This window comes from Acinetobacter sp. NIPH 284, assembly GCF_000369425.1.
Classification (GTDB): domain Bacteria; phylum Pseudomonadota; class Gammaproteobacteria; order Pseudomonadales; family Moraxellaceae; genus Acinetobacter.
Map to the genome: position 1 here is coordinate 235,231 of NZ_KB850011.1, position 16,304 is coordinate 251,534.

13 protein-coding genes are annotated in these 16,304 nt (G+C 37.5%); 4 read left to right on the plus strand and 9 right to left on the minus strand.

The genetic code is table 11. The annotated features are described in order from the left end of the window. The first annotated feature begins 131 nt into the window (after positions 1-131). Positions 132-869, plus strand: coding sequence for a phosphodiester glycosidase family protein (locus F908_RS07095; RefSeq protein ID WP_005159726.1), 738 nt, complete (start codon positions 132-134; stop codon positions 867-869). 46 nt (positions 870-915) lie between these two features. On the opposite strand, the gene F908_RS07100 is transcribed toward F908_RS07095, so the two are convergent. The 3 genes from F908_RS07100 to putA all read right to left on the minus strand — a co-directional run bounded on the left by F908_RS07100 (position 916) and on the right by putA (position 6,464). Beyond that, positions 916-1,143 (minus strand): hypothetical protein, encoded by a 228-nt coding sequence (locus F908_RS07100; protein ID WP_004661846.1) that lies wholly within the window; start codon positions 1,141-1,143, stop codon positions 916-918. A 249-nt stretch (positions 1,144-1,392) separates the two neighbouring features. After that, positions 1,393-2,478 (minus strand): tRNA (uridine(54)-C5)-methyltransferase TrmA, encoded by a 1,086-nt coding sequence (gene trmA, locus F908_RS07105; RefSeq protein WP_005159727.1) that lies wholly within the window; start codon positions 2,476-2,478, stop codon positions 1,393-1,395. A gap of 224 nt (positions 2,479-2,702) precedes the next feature. Then, entirely contained in the window at positions 2,703-6,464 is a 3,762-nt protein-coding gene (gene putA / locus F908_RS07110) for a trifunctional transcriptional regulator/proline dehydrogenase/L-glutamate gamma-semialdehyde dehydrogenase (RefSeq protein WP_005159730.1), read from the minus strand. Between the two features lie 120 nt (positions 6,465-6,584). On the opposite strand from putA, the gene F908_RS07115 reads away from it, so the two are divergent. Then, positions 6,585-7,076 carry an Lrp/AsnC ligand binding domain-containing protein gene (locus F908_RS07115; protein WP_004662457.1) on the plus strand — a complete coding sequence of 164 codons (492 nt, stop codon included), beginning with the start codon at positions 6,585-6,587 and terminating at the stop codon, positions 7,074-7,076. 58 nt (positions 7,077-7,134) lie between these two features. Here the strand turns inward: F908_RS07115 and putP are convergent, their stop codons facing one another. Further along, complete coding sequence (gene putP, locus F908_RS07120) at positions 7,135-8,631, minus strand: sodium/proline symporter PutP (protein ID WP_005159735.1); 1,497 nt, start codon at positions 8,629-8,631, stop codon at positions 7,135-7,137. A 482-nt stretch (positions 8,632-9,113) separates the two neighbouring features. On the opposite strand from putP, the gene aspA reads away from it, so the two are divergent. Beyond that, the gene (aspA, locus tag F908_RS07125) at positions 9,114-10,556 is read left to right on the plus strand and encodes an aspartate ammonia-lyase (protein ID WP_005159738.1); all 1,443 of its coding nucleotides are present in this window, start codon (positions 9,114-9,116) and stop codon (positions 10,554-10,556) included. Between the two features lie 66 nt (positions 10,557-10,622). Here the strand turns inward: aspA and gcvH are convergent, their stop codons facing one another. The 5 genes from gcvH to F908_RS07150 form a co-directional block, all read right to left on the minus strand. Continuing rightward, positions 10,623-10,997 (minus strand): glycine cleavage system protein GcvH, encoded by a 375-nt coding sequence (gene gcvH / locus F908_RS07130; RefSeq protein WP_005159743.1) that lies wholly within the window; start codon positions 10,995-10,997, stop codon positions 10,623-10,625. A gap of 95 nt (positions 10,998-11,092) precedes the next feature. Beyond that, positions 11,093-12,118: an AraC family transcriptional regulator gene (locus F908_RS07135; RefSeq protein WP_005159745.1), complete on the minus strand. Its 1,026-nt coding sequence runs from the start codon at positions 12,116-12,118 to the stop codon at positions 11,093-11,095. A gap of 129 nt (positions 12,119-12,247) precedes the next feature. Then, positions 12,248-12,688, minus strand: coding sequence for a MaoC family dehydratase (locus F908_RS07140; protein ID WP_005159747.1), 441 nt, complete (start codon positions 12,686-12,688; stop codon positions 12,248-12,250). Continuing rightward, positions 12,688-14,538: an ABC transporter ATP-binding protein gene (locus F908_RS07145; protein WP_005159749.1), complete on the minus strand. Its 1,851-nt coding sequence runs from the start codon at positions 14,536-14,538 to the stop codon at positions 12,688-12,690. Before F908_RS07145 ends, F908_RS07140 begins: the two co-directional genes overlap by 1 nt. 260 nt (positions 14,539-14,798) lie before the next feature. Beyond that, on the minus strand, positions 14,799-15,329 hold the full coding sequence (locus F908_RS07150) for a hypothetical protein (protein ID WP_005159750.1): 531 nt from the start codon (positions 15,327-15,329) through the stop codon (positions 14,799-14,801). Between the two features lie 605 nt (positions 15,330-15,934). Here F908_RS07150 and F908_RS07155 point away from each other — a divergent pair. After that, entirely contained in the window at positions 15,935-16,129 is a 195-nt protein-coding gene (locus F908_RS07155; RefSeq protein WP_004662441.1) for a hypothetical protein, read from the plus strand. The last annotated feature ends 175 nt before the right edge of the window (positions 16,130-16,304 follow it).

The window sequence follows — 16,304 nt, forward strand, 5'->3', positions numbered from 1 at the left end:
AAAAAATATGAATCTATCGAGTGCATTTAAAGACTCATTTATACGATTATGTGTGGAGATTGTATCTATTCTTTTTATGTTGAAATACATTGTGGGACAATGAGGTTAGTCGATTTGAACAATATTAAATTATGCTAAAAAAATGGTTTATAGCCTCATTGGTCAGTATTTGTATGTCTCATGTTTATGCGATGCAACATCAAATAATTAAAGTAGACAATATTTCATACGATGTAATTAAAGTAGGCCATTTACAGCAACTCAGACTTTTCCTAAAAGATCCAAAGAATGCTCGTTATTATCAAAAATTTGCTCATATCCAAAAAATGCTTCCAACATGTGAACAGTTAAGTTTTGCTATGAACGCAGGTATGTATCACCCTGATTTTCAACCTGTCGGTTTATATGTTGAGGAGGGTAAAGAAATTGTTGAACTTAATGAAGCGCAAGGATTTGGTAATTTTTTTATGCAACCAAATGGCGTGCTTGCATGGAATGATAAATATGCTGTAATTAAAACAACTACAGATTATAAATCCATGAGATTTAAGCCACGGTTTGCTACGCAGTCTGGACCAATGTTGGTTTATAAAGGCCAAGTAAATAGCCAATTTTTAGCAGATTCAAATTCTCTAAAAATAAGAAATGGAGTCGGTGTTAGAAATAATCAGTTGTACTTTGTGATTTCACAAAAACGGGTCAATTTTTATCAGTTCGCACAATTTTTCAAGCAAAATTTAAAAATTGATAATGCGTTGTATCTGGATGGTTCAATTTCAAGTTTATATTTATCCAAAACTAAACGTCAGGACAAGACTTTTAATTTAGGTCCAATCGTTGCTGAAATTGCTCAAGAGAATTGTAATTAATCAACTTCTCATCTTCTAAGCATTAGAAGATGAGAAGCGTTTATTTTTATTGAATTGGCGTTTTGATAAGAGCAAGAAGCTCTTTGCGGCTATAGCCTCGGGAAATGAGAACTTTCTTGATACCTTTAATCACATCTTCATCTGTCGCTTTGACTAAAGCATCCAGTAGTTGTTCATTTGATTTGCAAGAACAATCATTTTCAACGCAAGAGGTTTGGTTCTTGTGTTCATTATATTGCTGATCTGCATTAAACAATTTTTGCCAAAAACTCATAGAGCCTTCATATACAACCTAACATAGATCGAAATATAGTCACTTTAAAATAAAATACAAGTCAGCTTAAATGATAAAAGCAGCAGTTGATCTTCAATTTTTTCGATAATTCTTTTTGTTTCTAACGAAATTATGACAGTTGAATGACTTGATCTTTGAAAAACATCATTTTTTCTAGTAAAAAAATTAAATAAAAATAGAGAGTTATGAGAACTCTCTATTTTTAATGGTTACTTTGCAATAATTTGTTTAAATCTTTTCGAGCAATACACCAGATTCCACATGATGGGTAAAAGGGAATTGATCGAACATCGCAAATTTTATAATACGATGTGTTTGACTGAGTGTTTTTAAATTATCGTGTAAGGTATCTGGGTTGCATGAAATATAAAGAATACGCTCAAAACCCTGTAGTAATTTCAGTGTTTCATCATCAATGCCTGCACGCGGTGGATCGACAAATACCGTGTCAAAGTCGTAGCTCTGAATGTCGATCTGAGCTTCCTTCAAACGTCTAAATTCACGTTCACCTTGATACGCCTGAGTAAATTCTTCGGCAGATAAACGCGCCACCTGAATATTCTCAATCTGATTTTGCTCAATGTTCCATTGCGCTGCGTAGACTGAAGATTTAGCAAGTTCAGTTGCAAGGACACGTTTAAATTTCAAAGAGAGTGGTAGAGTAAAGTTACCATTACCACAGTACAATTCTAATAGGTCTTTCTCAGAGCTTTCAGCAGCATCACAAGCCCACTCCAACATATGTTGACATACTTGTGCATTGGGTTGTGTAAAGCTACTTTCAATTTGTTTGTATTTAAAAGTACGACCATGAACATTGAGTTGTTCAACCACGTAGTCGTCACCAATAATCACTTTTTGGCCACGGCTACGCCCCATAATTTTAATATTCAGCTTTTCTGCTAAAGCTTTCGCAGCGATTTCCCAATCTGCATCTAAACGGCGATGATAAATTAAAGTCACTAACATTTCTCCGCTCAATGTGGCGAGGAAATCAGCTTCAAAAATACGTTGCGATAAAATAGGAATTGCTTTTAATTCTTCTAATAAACGAGGCATTAAATCATTGATGCTTTGATCTGCAATTGGAAACTCATCAACTCGTATCACTTCTTTTTGTTTACCATCTTCAGCACGTTCAAACATGGCATAGAACAAGTCATCTTCGGTATGCCAGATACGAAATTCTGCACGCATACGAAAGTGTTGTTCAGGTGATTGAAACACTTCTAAAGTTGGGGGATTGAACGGAGCGAATTGTGCGGTAATGCGTTCAACTTTCTCTTGAAGTTGCTGTTGATAAGATACGGTCATAAAAAGAAAGCTACAGCTGAAATCTAAAGCCGAATGGTATCAAAAAAGCAGTTAAAGGTGCAGGGAAATTATGATTATCCCTGATTTAAACGAATTAGTTTTATTTAAATGATCGTAGGGAACTTTTTGCTGAAATCCATAAAGCTAAAAAATAAAAACCCGAACCATGTAAACATGATTCGGGCTGGGATGAGGAACGACTGAAGTTCCGCAAGAGACTTAAATTAGTCTTCAGATAAAGTCATTAAACTCGCATTACCACCGGCAGCAGCAGTATTTACGCTAATAGCGCGTTCAATGACTAGACGTTCCAAAGGAATCTGCTCATCTTTCTTTAGATGAGTAATGCCCACGATTGCTCCAGAACGGTTCGCAATTTTAGTTTGCAAATCTTGTAACTGTTCAATAGAACCATGATGAAGCACTGCATCAAACGCATCTTTTTCAACACTTGAAATCACAGTGATTGCATCTAAGACATCTTTTGGTAAAGACGCTTTGTGTTTTACTAAGAATGCATTGTCTTTCAACACAGCAGCAGTACTACTGACGGAGAAAATTGCAAGTAACTGTTGTAACTGGCTCGCTTCATCATTTGCGATAGAAAGCACACGATGACGAGGTAAGATAATGTATTGATTGCTTTCACCAGTAGGGCCTTGCAACTCGTAGAATTTACCAACACCAAATGCTGGGATTGTCGGAATTGCGTGAGGCATGTTTTGTTTAGCCCAAGTCAACAAGTTTTGGTAAGCAACATTTGATACAGCATCAAACTGAGAGATTTCAGCTTTTACCGCAAAAGGTGTTGCTAAAACTTTCTCTGAACAATGTTCCATTAAGCGGTACATATATAGTGGACCACCCGCTTTAGGACCAGTACCAGATAAGCCTTCACCACCAAATGGTTGAACGCCTACCACAGCACCAACGATGTTTCGGTTGATATATAAGTTACCCACTTCAGCACGTTGGATCACTGTGTTAATCGTTTCATCAATACGGGTGTGTAAACCCATCGTTAAGCCGTAGCCTTTTGCATTGATGCGATCGATCAATTGCTCAAGTTCACCGTACTTATATGTGATGATATGCAATACTGGACCAAATACTTCACGCTCTAAATCATCAAGATTTGGTAATTCAATCGCTGTTGGCGGAACAAATGTACCTTGTGCAAGTGTCTGTTGGCTTACAGCATCGTTAAACATCAATTGATGAACAGGGTAGCCCTTTGATTTCATCTTTTGAATGTGATTATCAATGGTTTGTTTTGCTTCAGTATCAATTACTGGTCCAATATCAGTTTTTAAGATCGCAGGATTACCTACGATCAACTGCTGCATTGCACCTTTCAACATTTTAATCACAGTTGCAGCACTGTCTTCTTGTACACATAAGATACGAAGAGCAGAACAACGTTGACCAGCACTGTCAAATGCAGAGCTTACAACATCGAGAACGACTTGTTCAGTGAGTGCAGAAGAATCTACGATCATCGCATTTTGACCACCTGTTTCCGCGATGAGCGGAATCGCTTGACCATTTGGAGATAAACGTTTTGCCACAGTTTTTTGCAAGATTTTTGCAACTTCAGTCGAACCCGTAAACATAATGCCTTGAATGCGATCATCTTGGCTAAGTTGAGCACCAACAGTTTCACCACGACCCGGCAGAAGTTGAACAACGCCGTGTGGCACACCAGCTTCCCAAAGCATTTGAACGGCTTGCGCTGCAATGAGTGGTGTTTGTTCTGCTGGTTTGGCAATCACACAGTTACCACTGACCAATGCAGCAGCAATTTGACCAGAGAAAATCGCAAGAGGGAAGTTCCATGGGCTAATACACAAGACTGTACCTAATGGCTTTACTTGTGCATTTGCAGGCAAGTTTTCGATTTGTGTTGCGTAGTAACGCAAGAAATCAACGGCTTCACGAACTTCTGCAATGGCATTAGCATAAGTTTTACCACTTTCACGGCAAAGTAATACCATCAATTCTTGGATGCGAGCTTCCATCAAATCTGCAGCGCGTTTTAAGCAAGCTGCACGTTCAACTTTATCTGTTGCAGCCCAGCTTTGTTCAGCTTGTACAGCTGCTTCTAATGCCAGTTGTACATCCGCACTAGTCGCTTCATTCACATGACCGACAATTTCACTATTTTGTGCAGGGTTTGTAATTGCAATCGCATTACTTTGATCGTGAACTGTTGATTCAAAACCAAGTAAAGGCGCACTTTTCCAAATTTGGTGACGCTGCTTTTGCGCAGTTGCATCCAGAGCTGCGAGTGGTGTGTCGTTATTTAAATCAAAACCACTTGAGTTCGGGCGTAATGGGTAAAGATTATACGGAAGTGGAATCGCAGGATGTTTTAAGCCAATCTGACCTTCATCTCTCGCAGCAGTTTGAATATCTTTAATTGGAGACTGAATTAAGTCTTCAACTTTTAATGTCTTGTCTGCAATACGGTTTACGAATGAGGTATTTGCACCATTTTCAAGTAAACGACGGACTAAGTAAGCCAATAAAGTTTCATGGTTACCCACTGGCGCATAGACGCGGCATGGTACACCAAGTTTATTGTCTGCTTTTGAACCTACAACTTGCTCATACAAAGGTTCGCCCATACCGTGTAGGCATTGGAATTCGTATTGACCTGGATAATATTTGCTTGGGTCTGCAAGTGTATAAATCGTTGCAAGTGATTGTGCATTGTGCGTTGCAAATTGCGGATAGACTTGATCTGGTGCAGCAAGAAGCTTCTTCGCACAAGCAATATATGACAAATCAGTGTGAACTTTACGAGTAAACACAGGGTAATCCGTCATGCCGTCAATTTGCGCTTTCTTGATTTCGCTATCCCAATATGCACCTTTCACCAAACGGATCATCAGGCGTTTGTTACTGCGTTTTGCAAGATCAACGATATAATCAACCACGTAGAAACAACGCTTTTGATACGCCTGAATAACGAAACCAATGCCTTTCCAATTCGCAAGTTTTGGTTCGAAACATAAACGCTCAAGCAATTCGAGGGAAATTTCTAAACGTTCAGATTCTTCAGCATCGATGTTTAAGCCGATGTCATATTGTTTTGCTAAGCATGCAAGTTCGAAAACTTTGTTGTAAAGCTCATGATGTACACGATCAATTTGCGCACGTTGGTAACGTGGGTGTAAAGCAGAGAGCTTAATCGAGATACCAGGACCTTCATAAACACCACGCCCGTTTGATGCTTTACCAATGGCATGAATCGCTTGAGTGTAATCGTTATAATAACGCTCAGCATCATGATCAGTTAGCGCAGCTTCACCGAGCATATCGTATGAATAGCGGAAACCTTTGTGTTCAAATGGTTTTGCATGTTCAAGTGCTTCTTCGATGGTTTCACCCGTAACGAATTGCTCACCCATCATACGCATCGCGACATCAACCGCTTTACGAATGATGCCACGTCCACTGCGAGCGAGAAGACCTGTTAAAATACTGGATAAGCTGGTTTGTTTAGGTGTTTCCATTAACTTGCCAGTCAGCATTAAACCCCAAGCAGCGGCATTTACGAACATCAGATTACTTTGACCCAAATGCTCTTTCCAATTGCCTTGGTTAATTTTGTCACGAATGAGTAAATCACGTGTTGCTGTATCTGGAATACGAAGTAATGCTTCTGCCAAACACATCAATGCCACACCTTCTTGTGAAGAAAGTGAGAACTCTTGGAGTAAACCTTGAACAATACCCGCTTTTCCAGCCGAGCTTTTACGTTCACGTAAATTATGTGCAAGACTGAATGCTAATTCATAAATTTTTTGATCAAGATCAGGAGAAATATCTGCTGATTCTGCAAGTTGTTTAACCGCTTCATGCTCAGCACGTCGCCAAGCTGTATTAATGCGTTGCTCAAACTCACTTTTTTCTTTAAATTCGGTGATATAACCGTTTGTGTGAGCTGTGTCCATTTGTGCAGGAGTATCCAATGTATTCATACTAAATTCCAATAACAATCTCTAGAACATATTGAGTAGAGAGGTTTAGATAATTTATGATTACAGAATAAAACCCGAGTAACTCACTATAATTTGCCTATTTTTTAGAGGAAAATTCAGTTGAATGGCCCTATTTATACATTAGATCGTACCGATCTGAAAATTCTGGATATTCTTCAAACAGATGGAAGAATTTCCAACAGTAAATTGGCTGAATTAGTGAACCTTTCGCCGACTGCCGTGATGGCTCGTGTCCAAAAGTTGACGAAGGATGAATTTATCTTGGGATATGAGGCAAAACTCAATCCGAATAAGTTAAATGCGAGTTTTCTTGTGTTTGTTGAGGTGCTTTTAGATAAAACCACACCAAATGTGCTCGAGGATTTTATTGATGCAGTGACACAATATCCAGAGATTGTTGAGTGTCATATGGTAAGTGGTGGCTTCGACTTTTTGATCAAATTGCGTAGTGCAGGGATGGAGGAGTTTCGTCGTATCGCAGGGCAAATTTTATGGCAACTTCCTGGGGTGAAGGAAACACGTAGTTATCCTGTGATGCAGGTTGTGAAAGACAGCTCTAAAATAAAAATTAAATCAAGAACCAAATTTTAATAAAAGATTAAATAAAACAAAGGGGCTCGAAAGCCCCCTTAAATTTTACTCAGAAATTTTATTTCATTTCTCTCGTATAGATTTCATCTGCTTTTTCAAAACGACTAGTCACAGTTGAGTTAGGTGCTTTACCAAGTAAGCTCACCACAACAATACTGATCAAGGCAAAAATGAAACCAGGAATAATTTCATAAATACCAGTACTAGCAAATACATTTTTCCAAACAATCACTGTAACTGCACCGATCACCATACCCGCTAAAGCGCCGTTTAGCGTCATACGTTTCCAGAACAATGACATGATAATCAATGGACCGAAAGCAGCACCGAAGCCAGCCCAAGCATAAGAAACTAAGCCAAGTACTTTACTATCGGGGTTTTGAGCTAAAGCAAGCGCCAACATTGCAACAGCGAGTACCATTCCTCGACCAATCCAAACTAACTCTTTTTGAGTTGCATTTTTACGGATCAAGCCTTTGTATAAATCTTCAGTTAATGCGCTTGAACATACCAATAACTGACAACTTAAGGTACTCATGACTGCTGATAAAATTGCAGCAAGGATCACACCAACAACCCAAGGGTTGAATAAAATTTTAGTGAGTTCCATGAATACTGTTTCAGGGTTAGCTGTCACAACCGCTGCAAATTCAGGGTGTTGATGGAAATACGCAATCCCGACAAAACCAGAACCAACTGCACCTGCCAAGCATAAAATCATCCATGTCATACCGATACGACGAGCAGCAGGGATTGATTTAACAGAATCGGCAGCCATAAAACGAACTAGAATGTGAGGTTGACCAAAATAACCCAAGCCCCAAGCAGCTGCTGAAAGAATACCAACGATACTTAAATTTGAAACAAAATCATAAGCGTGTGGGCGAGCACTCTCAACAATTGCTGTAAATTCTTCGACACCTACACCCAAAGACATGTATGTGACGATGGGTAAAAGCAATAACGCAAAAATCATCAAACCAGCTTGGAACGTATCTGTCCAACTGATTGCCAAAAAGCCACCGATACAAACATAGCCAATTGTTGCAAACGCACCAAGCCATAAAGCGGTTTGGTAAGGTAAGTGGAACAATGTTTCAAATAGACGTGCACCAGCTACCATGCCAGAAGCACAATAAATCGCGAAAAAGATGAGAATAATCAGTGCGGAAGTTACACGTAAGATCTTTTTCTGATCATCAAAACGACCCGTGAAATAATCTGGTAACGTAAGCGCATTATTCTGAACCTCAGTATGAACGCGTAAACGTCCAGCCACGAGATACCAGTTGAGCCATGCACCAATGATTAAGCCAATTGCAATCCATGATTCAGATAAGCCTGTCAAATAGATTGCCCCAGGTAAACCCATGAGTAACCAGCCACTCATATCGGATGCACCCGCAGATAAAGCGGTAACGAAACTACCTAGGCTTCGTCCTCCAAGAATATAATCATCAAGGTTTTTGGTAGAAAAATAGGCGTATAAGCCGATACCAAGCATGGCGATAATATACACCACGAACACAACAACAGTGGGATTCGAAAAATTCATAATGGATGCCTGTCCTTACATATCCATAACTGTGCAATCCCATCTGAATAGACAAAAATGATTCACTATTCTAACAAGACTGATAAGGCCACAGATTCAAGCACGAATGATTTTTAAAATACTGTTTTGTTTTTGTATATTGTTTGTATATTTTATGTAATTTAAATTAAGTGTATGAATCTTAATTTCTAAATCTAAAAAAGCTCACTTTTTTTTAAATAAAAGAAAGATATTTGCGGCTTAAAAATAGGCTACATGTTTCAAATTATTGCAGCGGCAAAAAATTGATAGTAATAACAGGCATTTTTGAACAGAAAAACAGAGTGAAATGACAATACATGTTGTTACAAAAGCAACAATGTAGAGAAATTACATTATAAAAAGTTCGTAATGTTAAGCAATTCTGCTAATGAAAATTTATTTGAAATCTTACATATTATTTCTTTGCACCATTAGGGTGCATTGTCTGAGAGAAATGGAAAGTGGACACGGTTCAAGCAGCAACCATAAGAATAGAGCATGATTTACTTGGCGCAAAAGAAGTGCCAATGGATTGTTATTACGGAATTCATACTTTACGCGCAATTGAAAATTTCAAAATCTCTTCGCAAAAAGTTGGACAAAATAGTCACTTTATTCGTGCATTAGCACAAGTGAAGAAAGCATCTGCTCAAGCGAATCTAAGTTTTGGAAAACTCACGGAAACACAAAGCCTTGCTATCCAGCATGGATGTGATGCTTTAATCAATGAAACTGAAAAATGGCAGGACTCATTCCCGATTGATATCTATCAAGGTGGGGCAGGCACGTCGATTAATATGAACACGAATGAAGTCATTGCCAATATTGCCCTTGAGTCATTGGGATATCAAAAGGGTCAGTATGATGTGATCCATCCAAATGACCATGTCAATAAATCGCAGTCAACCAATGATGTGTATCCAACAGCAATTCGTCTATCTACCTATTGTTCACTGGATGCCTTGTTTACACAAATGGATAAGTTGATCACTTCATTTGAGGAAAAGGCCATTGAGTTTCGCTATATTTTAAAAATGGGGCGTACCCAACTCCAAGATGCAGTGCCGATGACACTTGGGCAAGAATTTCATGCATTTGCAACTTTATTAAAAGAAGATGTTCGTCTGATTAAACGTACACGCGAGTTGTTGCTTGAAGTCAATTTAGGCGCAACTGCAATTGGTACTGGTGTAAACACACCTAAAGGCTATGCTGTAAAAGTAGTTTCGTGTTTGAAACAAATTACAGGTTTAAATTTAGTTGGTGCTGAAGACTATGTTGAAGCAACCAGTGATTGTGGCGTCTTTATTATTTTATCGAGTGCCTTAAAACGTCTTGCATGTAAACTTTCAAAGATTAGCAATGATTTACGTTTGCTAAGTTCAGGACCTCGTACTGGTTTGGGTGAAATCCAATTACCTGAATTACAAGCTGGCTCATCAATTATGCCTGCAAAAGTAAATCCAGTTATTCCAGAAGTTGTAAATCAGATTGCATTTAAGGTGATTGGTAACGATCTTACGATTACATTTGCAGCAGAAGCAGGACAGTTACAGTTAAATGTCATGGAGCCTGTGATTGCAATTTCCCTCAATGAGTCAATTGAGCTATTAACCCATGCGATTCAAAGTTTGGATGAAAAATGTGTACGTGGAATCAAAGCACATGAACAAGCATGCCATGATGCGGTCATGCGTAGTGTAGGGATTATTACTTTGCTCGATCCATTATTAGGTCATGCTTTGTGCGATGAAATTGGTAAGCAATGTATTGCAGAGAATAAAACTATTCAGGAGGTTGTGCTAGAGCGAGGTTTACTCACACAGGCTCAACTTGATGAAATTTTCTCTTTTGAGAATTTGGTTTCAGAAGTAGATGGTATTCAGGTTGATTATGTTGCTTAATTAATTAAGCATAAATAAAAAGCCCAGTTCTTGACTGGGCTTTTTAATGTTTGAATTTATTTAAAATTACAAACCTGATTCATATTCACTATGTGAAAGTAGCTTTTCAACATCAGCCATATTGTCTGGTTTGATTTTATAAATCCAACCTTTACCATAAGGCTCTTCATTAACAAAATCTGGATCATCTTCAAGTGCTGTATTGACTTCAACGACAGTACCTGAAACAGGGGCATGAATATCAGAAGCGGTTTTTACTGATTCAACAATACCAGCCTGTTCGGTTGCAGTCACGTGGCTGCCTACTTCTGGTGTTTCCACATAGACTAAATCGCCCAACTCATCCTGTGCATGGTCACTAATCCCTGTAACAACCAGGTCACCCTCAATTCTTACCCATTCATGCGTGCGCGCATATTTCAAATCTGCTGGATGGTTCATGACAACTCCTTAACAATCTGTCCCATATTTTTGTCTGGTTTTATACAGGTTTTTTGGTCAAAACAAAAGTATTTAAAATGAAGCACTTTGCAATATTACAAATAAGGGTCTTTACGCCAGTTGCTTGGGCTACGACCACTCCAGCGCTTAAAGGCACGGCTAAAATTTGCTACATCAGAATACCCTAATTCATCAGCAATTTGTTCTAAACTATAATCTGTTCTAGATAGTAAAGATGTTGCATGACGATAGCGTACTTCATCTACCAAGGTAGAGAAGGATGTACCTTCAGCTGCTAGCTGACGTTTGAGAGTGCGATCTGACACATGCAGAAGCTCAGCAACACTCTCGATGCTTAAATAATGCTGTTCAGAATTGGTTAAAATATCACGTACACGCATTGCAAGGCGACGACGTTCGCCTAAAGCGGATAATTCAGTTTCACATTGGTTAATGGCAATCTGGCTGGCAATTGGATCTGCATTGACCATTTTTAAACCGAGGTATTTTTTATCAAAACTCGAAATTAAATGCGGCTGATTAAAACGTACTGTACTGGTTAATTTATCACGATATTTATCAAAGCCCGCAGGCTCAGGGAAATCTAAATCAACTTCACTCTTTAAGTCTTCAATTCCTGTCAAGGCTTTGGCCATGGTCATAATACCAATTGTTAAACCTAAGATAATTTCAGTACGTAATGGTTCAACTTCAATATCACATTGTAGTTGTAAGGTTGCTTTAGATCCAAAAGTAGAAAAGTAAAGTTGTAAAAAAGGTAAGCGTAATTGAATGAAACGGCTTGCAAGTGCAATTGCATCGGTAATGTCATGCGCAGTCATAATGGCATAACCAATAAAACCATGAATCGAAATTCGCATTTGCGTACCTAGGTGAAATCCTAATGTACTTTCACCTGTTAAACGCAAGGAATGTTTAACTAATTCATTCGCAATAGGCGTAGGAATTCGATAATTTGGGTCAGCTAATTGCTCACTGGTTAAATGAAAAGGAGCAAATAAGGTTTCATCGCTATATCCCCAGCGTGAAACAACATCTAATAGCAATAAGCCATAGACGCCTGGTATACCTTGATCTTGGCGAGTTGAAGTTATTTGCATGTGTTTTCCGTGGCGCTCATCAATTTTGCCAATATCTTTTAAACATTTAAGTCTGAAACATCTTTACACGAAATAAAATTATCAATTATAAAAATTGTTGGACAAAAAATTCACCTAATCATTCAAAAATCAGGTTTTTTTTCTGAAAACCATAATTTTGGTTGTTGATATTAATAGCACATCGCCATGTTGGTTCAAAGCTTGCGTAACGTAACTGACGATACCGCGATCGGTTTTGGTTTTAGACGGCACGATTGCAGTAATTTCAATTTCTACATGAATCTTATCACCAACACGGGTAGGGCGAGGCCAACGAAGACTAGATTCTGAACCCAGTAAACCACCTGCGATGGGAAAACATTCGGTCCACAAACGCATTGTGATTGCTGAGGTATGCCAGCCGCTAGCAGCTAAACCTTGAAAAATAGGATGTTGCTCAGCTGCTTGCTCATCTAAATGAAATGGTTGGGGGTCATACTGGCTTGCAAATTGTTTCACTTCTTCAAGCGTGATTTCATAGTCACGACTAATGAAGCGATCTCCAATATTTAAGTCTTCTAAATACAACATTATTCTGTGTCCTGAGCCACTGCTCGCTCCTCAACTAAAAAACCACCTGTTTGGCGTTTCCATAATTGTGCATACAAGCCATCATTTGCAATAAGCTGCTCATGTGTACCTTGTTCAGCAATTTTGCCTTGATCAAGTACAATGAGACGATCCATTTGAGCAATAGTAGATAAACGGTGTGCAATTGCAATGACTGTTTTGCCAACCATTAAGTCATTTAAACTGCTTTGAATCGCGGCTTCAACTTCTGAGTCAAGCGCACTTGTTGCTTCGTCTAAAATAAGAATAGGTGCGTCTTTCAAGAAAACTCTAGAAATAGCAATACGTTGACGTTGGCCGCCAGAAAGTTTTACGCCACGCTCACCGACATAAGCATCAAATCCAACACGTCCTTTCTGATCAGTCAATTGTGGAATAAATTCTTCTGCTCTGGCTTTTTTGATAGCAAGCTGAATCTCTGCTTCAGTCGCATTAGGGCGACCATATTTGATATTTTCAGCTACCGTACGATGTAATAGAGAAGTATCTTGAGTGACCAGTGCAATATTTGCACGTAAACTATCTTGTGTAACATCATGGATGTTTTGTCCATCAATCAAGATACGACCCTGATTAATATCATAAAAATGCAAAAGTAGCTGAATAAGGGTAGATTTACCCGCGCCAGAACGACCAACAATACCTATTTTCTCACCAGGCTTAATCGTAAGATTAAAATGATCAATTACATTTTTTTGATTATAAGCAAAACTAACATCTTCAAAACGAATTTCACCCTGTTGAACTTTTAGTTCAGTTGCATCTTTTTTATCTTGAATCTGGATAGGCTTACCTAGAGTTTTCATACCATCTTGAATGGTACCAACATTTTCAAACAGCATGGTGATGTGCCACATGATGAATTCCGCTAGGCTATCGAGTTTTAAAACCATCGCCGTGGTTGCTGCAATTACACCAATAGCAGCTTGACCTTGGGTCCATAACCAAACAGAACTACCAATCACGCCAATAAAGAGAAAAGCACTGAGTAAACGAATGCTGATTTGGTATTTCACAGCTAAGCGCATCTGTTTATAAACAGTGACCATAAATTCTTGCATGGACTCTTTTGCATACTGACTTTCACGACCAGCATGTGCAAACAATTTCACAGTTTGAATATTGGTATAAGCATCGGTAACGCGTCCAGTCATAATAGCGCGCGCATCTGCCTGTTGTTGTGAAACTTTACCAAGACGAGGAATGAAATAACTGGCAATCGCGATAAATAAGATCAGCCATAAAAGCAAGGGGATGATTAAAACAGGTGAAATAGAGCCTAATACAAAGCTAATCGTAATAAAGTAAATCAGTACATAAACCAACATGTCACCAAGGATCATCCAAAATTCACGAACTGCTAATGCAGTTTGCATAACTTTGGCAGATAAGCGGCCAGCGAAGTCGGTATGGAAAAAATCTAAGGTTTGTTGCAACAATAAGTTATGGAATAACCAGCGCATACGCATTGGAAAATTACTAAATAACACTTGGTGTTTGACGATAGATTGCAAACTTACGAAGAAAATATTTGCGAATAAAATACTTATGAGAATAGTTAGATTTTCATGATTCGTTTCTAAAAAGGTATTAGGCTGACTTTTGCTGAGCCAATCAACTAGTTTACCAATATAAGAAAAGAATAATGCCTCAAAGCACGCTGCAGCAGCTGTACAAGCAATAAGTAAAAAGAGGAATGGTCTGACCCCTTTCGTTGATTGCCAAACAAAAGCAAAAAAAGTAGTCGGTAATGTTTTGTTTAAATCTTTCGTTGGGTAAGGATCAACTAATTTTTCAAACCAACTCAGCATTACACTTATCCTCTGATGATACTCTAATTCAGCTATTTCAGTAGCATATCAGAAAATTAGCTTTAGAGATGAAAAGAGCGAATGTTGCTTAGTTCAAAAAAGGATAATTAAACTCGCAATTTAATTTCGAAAATAGTTTATCTCAAATAATATTTGTTATTGATTTTTTCTTAACAAATAATATGGTAAATGAAATTGCTATGAAACTGTCGCACCTCATGTTTGAATTCGCCGATCATTAGCAATCCAAATGGTTGATATTAACGAAAGGTGTAAATGGTATCGAAGTTAACATCTACTGAACAAATAAGTAAATTACAAATTAAATTATTGTTTAGTAAATTTGAAATTTGATTACTTAGATTCATTTCAAATGCCGTTAATTCTCTCATGATTATTTGGCATGCGTTATTAAATTCATGAATATTCCAGTCTTTATTAAATAAAAATTTTATAGCGTTTAAATTGTTTAATTCATACATCAAGGTGTGATGAAGTGAGAATCCTTTATCATCAATTATGTTTGAACTTTGGAAGAGAATTGGTTCGAGTTGATTCGCTTTGATGAGCATTAATGAATCGATTATTTTATTTCTAAGCTCATTATTTAAGCTATTAAAGAAACCAAAAGAAAATGTTGCAATGACCGCAGCATCCATCCAAAGTGTAGATTTATGACTCATTTTTTCTAAATGAAGTTCTATAAATTCACATTGTTTTCCGATATTCTCAGTTTGGGAGAAAAATGAGTAATCTTTTTCATTTTTGAATTTTATTGCTGAATGAGGCATCTTCTAACTCATTATTACATTAATTAACAATATTGATACATAATGGTTTTTTTTAAATTAAAATTCAATAGGTTTTATTAACATTTATTCCCTTTGATTGGTTATTGATCCAAATGTGTATATTTGATCAATCTTTTTATTCAAAAAGTTATAATAAGTTAACTATATTAAATTAACATGAAAGGTATTTAATAATATTTAAAACTTAGGGATATTATCTAATTTTTTATAGAAAATGAGAACAAGATCTAAGTTTTATATTCAAATAGCAATCAGTAGGATAGAAATTTTCTGTCTTTTCCCTACAAGTGTTTAGGAGATAAAACTGATATAAGTGATAGACATTTTAGATGTATGTTAAACGAGTCGGTTTGATACAAAAGATGAGAAACATAAGCGAGCAGTTAACAGGCTACAGATTGGTAATCGAGAGGAATGTACCCACTTAAAGTTCTATTTGTCTCATAGAGGGAGAGCAAGACACTACACTAGGCAATTATTTAAAAATTCATTTGAAATACAGCTTTTATAGTGAAAAATCAATGCATGAAACGTCATACAAGGCGTATACTCAAATTAACCATTACAATCACATAGGATTAGAAATGCTTCTTAAATTTGCGATTCGCTTTATGGCTGTCCTCCTTTCAGTACTTATCTTGGCTGCTATCGTTATTCAGTTCTTCTTCTCAAGCAAATTAACCACAGATTTGTGGATTATTGTAGTTCCTGTGATCTTAGGTATTCCAATTCTTACCTCAGTCGTAATTGCTAAAGACGATGAGTTAAGCATTCAGTGATACATACATGAATAATTAAAGTAACTATTTAAAAAGCCTATACCAATGGGCTTTTTTTCTTTGTACACGACAAAAAAGATAACTCATTGAAATAATGGCATAATACTTGTTTTCTGACGACGAATATGATGACACATTTCAATGAGTTACATCTCATCTTAAACAAATATCTAAA

Coding starts and splice junctions, on each gene's coding strand:
- F908_RS07095 (WP_005159726.1), top strand. CDS start 132: ATGCTAAAAAAATGGTTTATAGCCTCATTGGTCAGTATTTGTATGTCT.
- F908_RS07100 (WP_004661846.1), bottom strand. CDS start 1,143: ATGAGTTTTTGGCAAAAATTGTTTAATGCAGATCAGCAATATAATGAA.
- trmA (WP_005159727.1), bottom strand. CDS start 2,478: ATGACCGTATCTTATCAACAGCAACTTCAAGAGAAAGTTGAACGCATT.
- putA (WP_005159730.1), bottom strand. CDS start 6,464: ATGAATACATTGGATACTCCTGCACAAATGGACACAGCTCACACAAAC.
- putP (WP_005159735.1), bottom strand. CDS start 8,631: ATGAATTTTTCGAATCCCACTGTTGTTGTGTTCGTGGTGTATATTATC.
- gcvH (WP_005159743.1), bottom strand. CDS start 10,997: ATGAACCATCCAGCAGATTTGAAATATGCGCGCACGCATGAATGGGTA.
- F908_RS07135 (WP_005159745.1), bottom strand. CDS start 12,118: ATGCAAATAACTTCAACTCGCCAAGATCAAGGTATACCAGGCGTCTAT.
- F908_RS07140 (WP_005159747.1), bottom strand. CDS start 12,688: ATGTTGTATTTAGAAGACTTAAATATTGGAGATCGCTTCATTAGTCGT.
- F908_RS07145 (WP_005159749.1), bottom strand. CDS start 14,538: ATGCTGAGTTGGTTTGAAAAATTAGTTGATCCTTACCCAACGAAAGAT.
- F908_RS07150 (WP_005159750.1), bottom strand. CDS start 15,329: ATGCCTCATTCAGCAATAAAATTCAAAAATGAAAAAGATTACTCATTT.
- F908_RS07155 (WP_004662441.1), top strand. CDS start 15,935: ATGCTTCTTAAATTTGCGATTCGCTTTATGGCTGTCCTCCTTTCAGTA.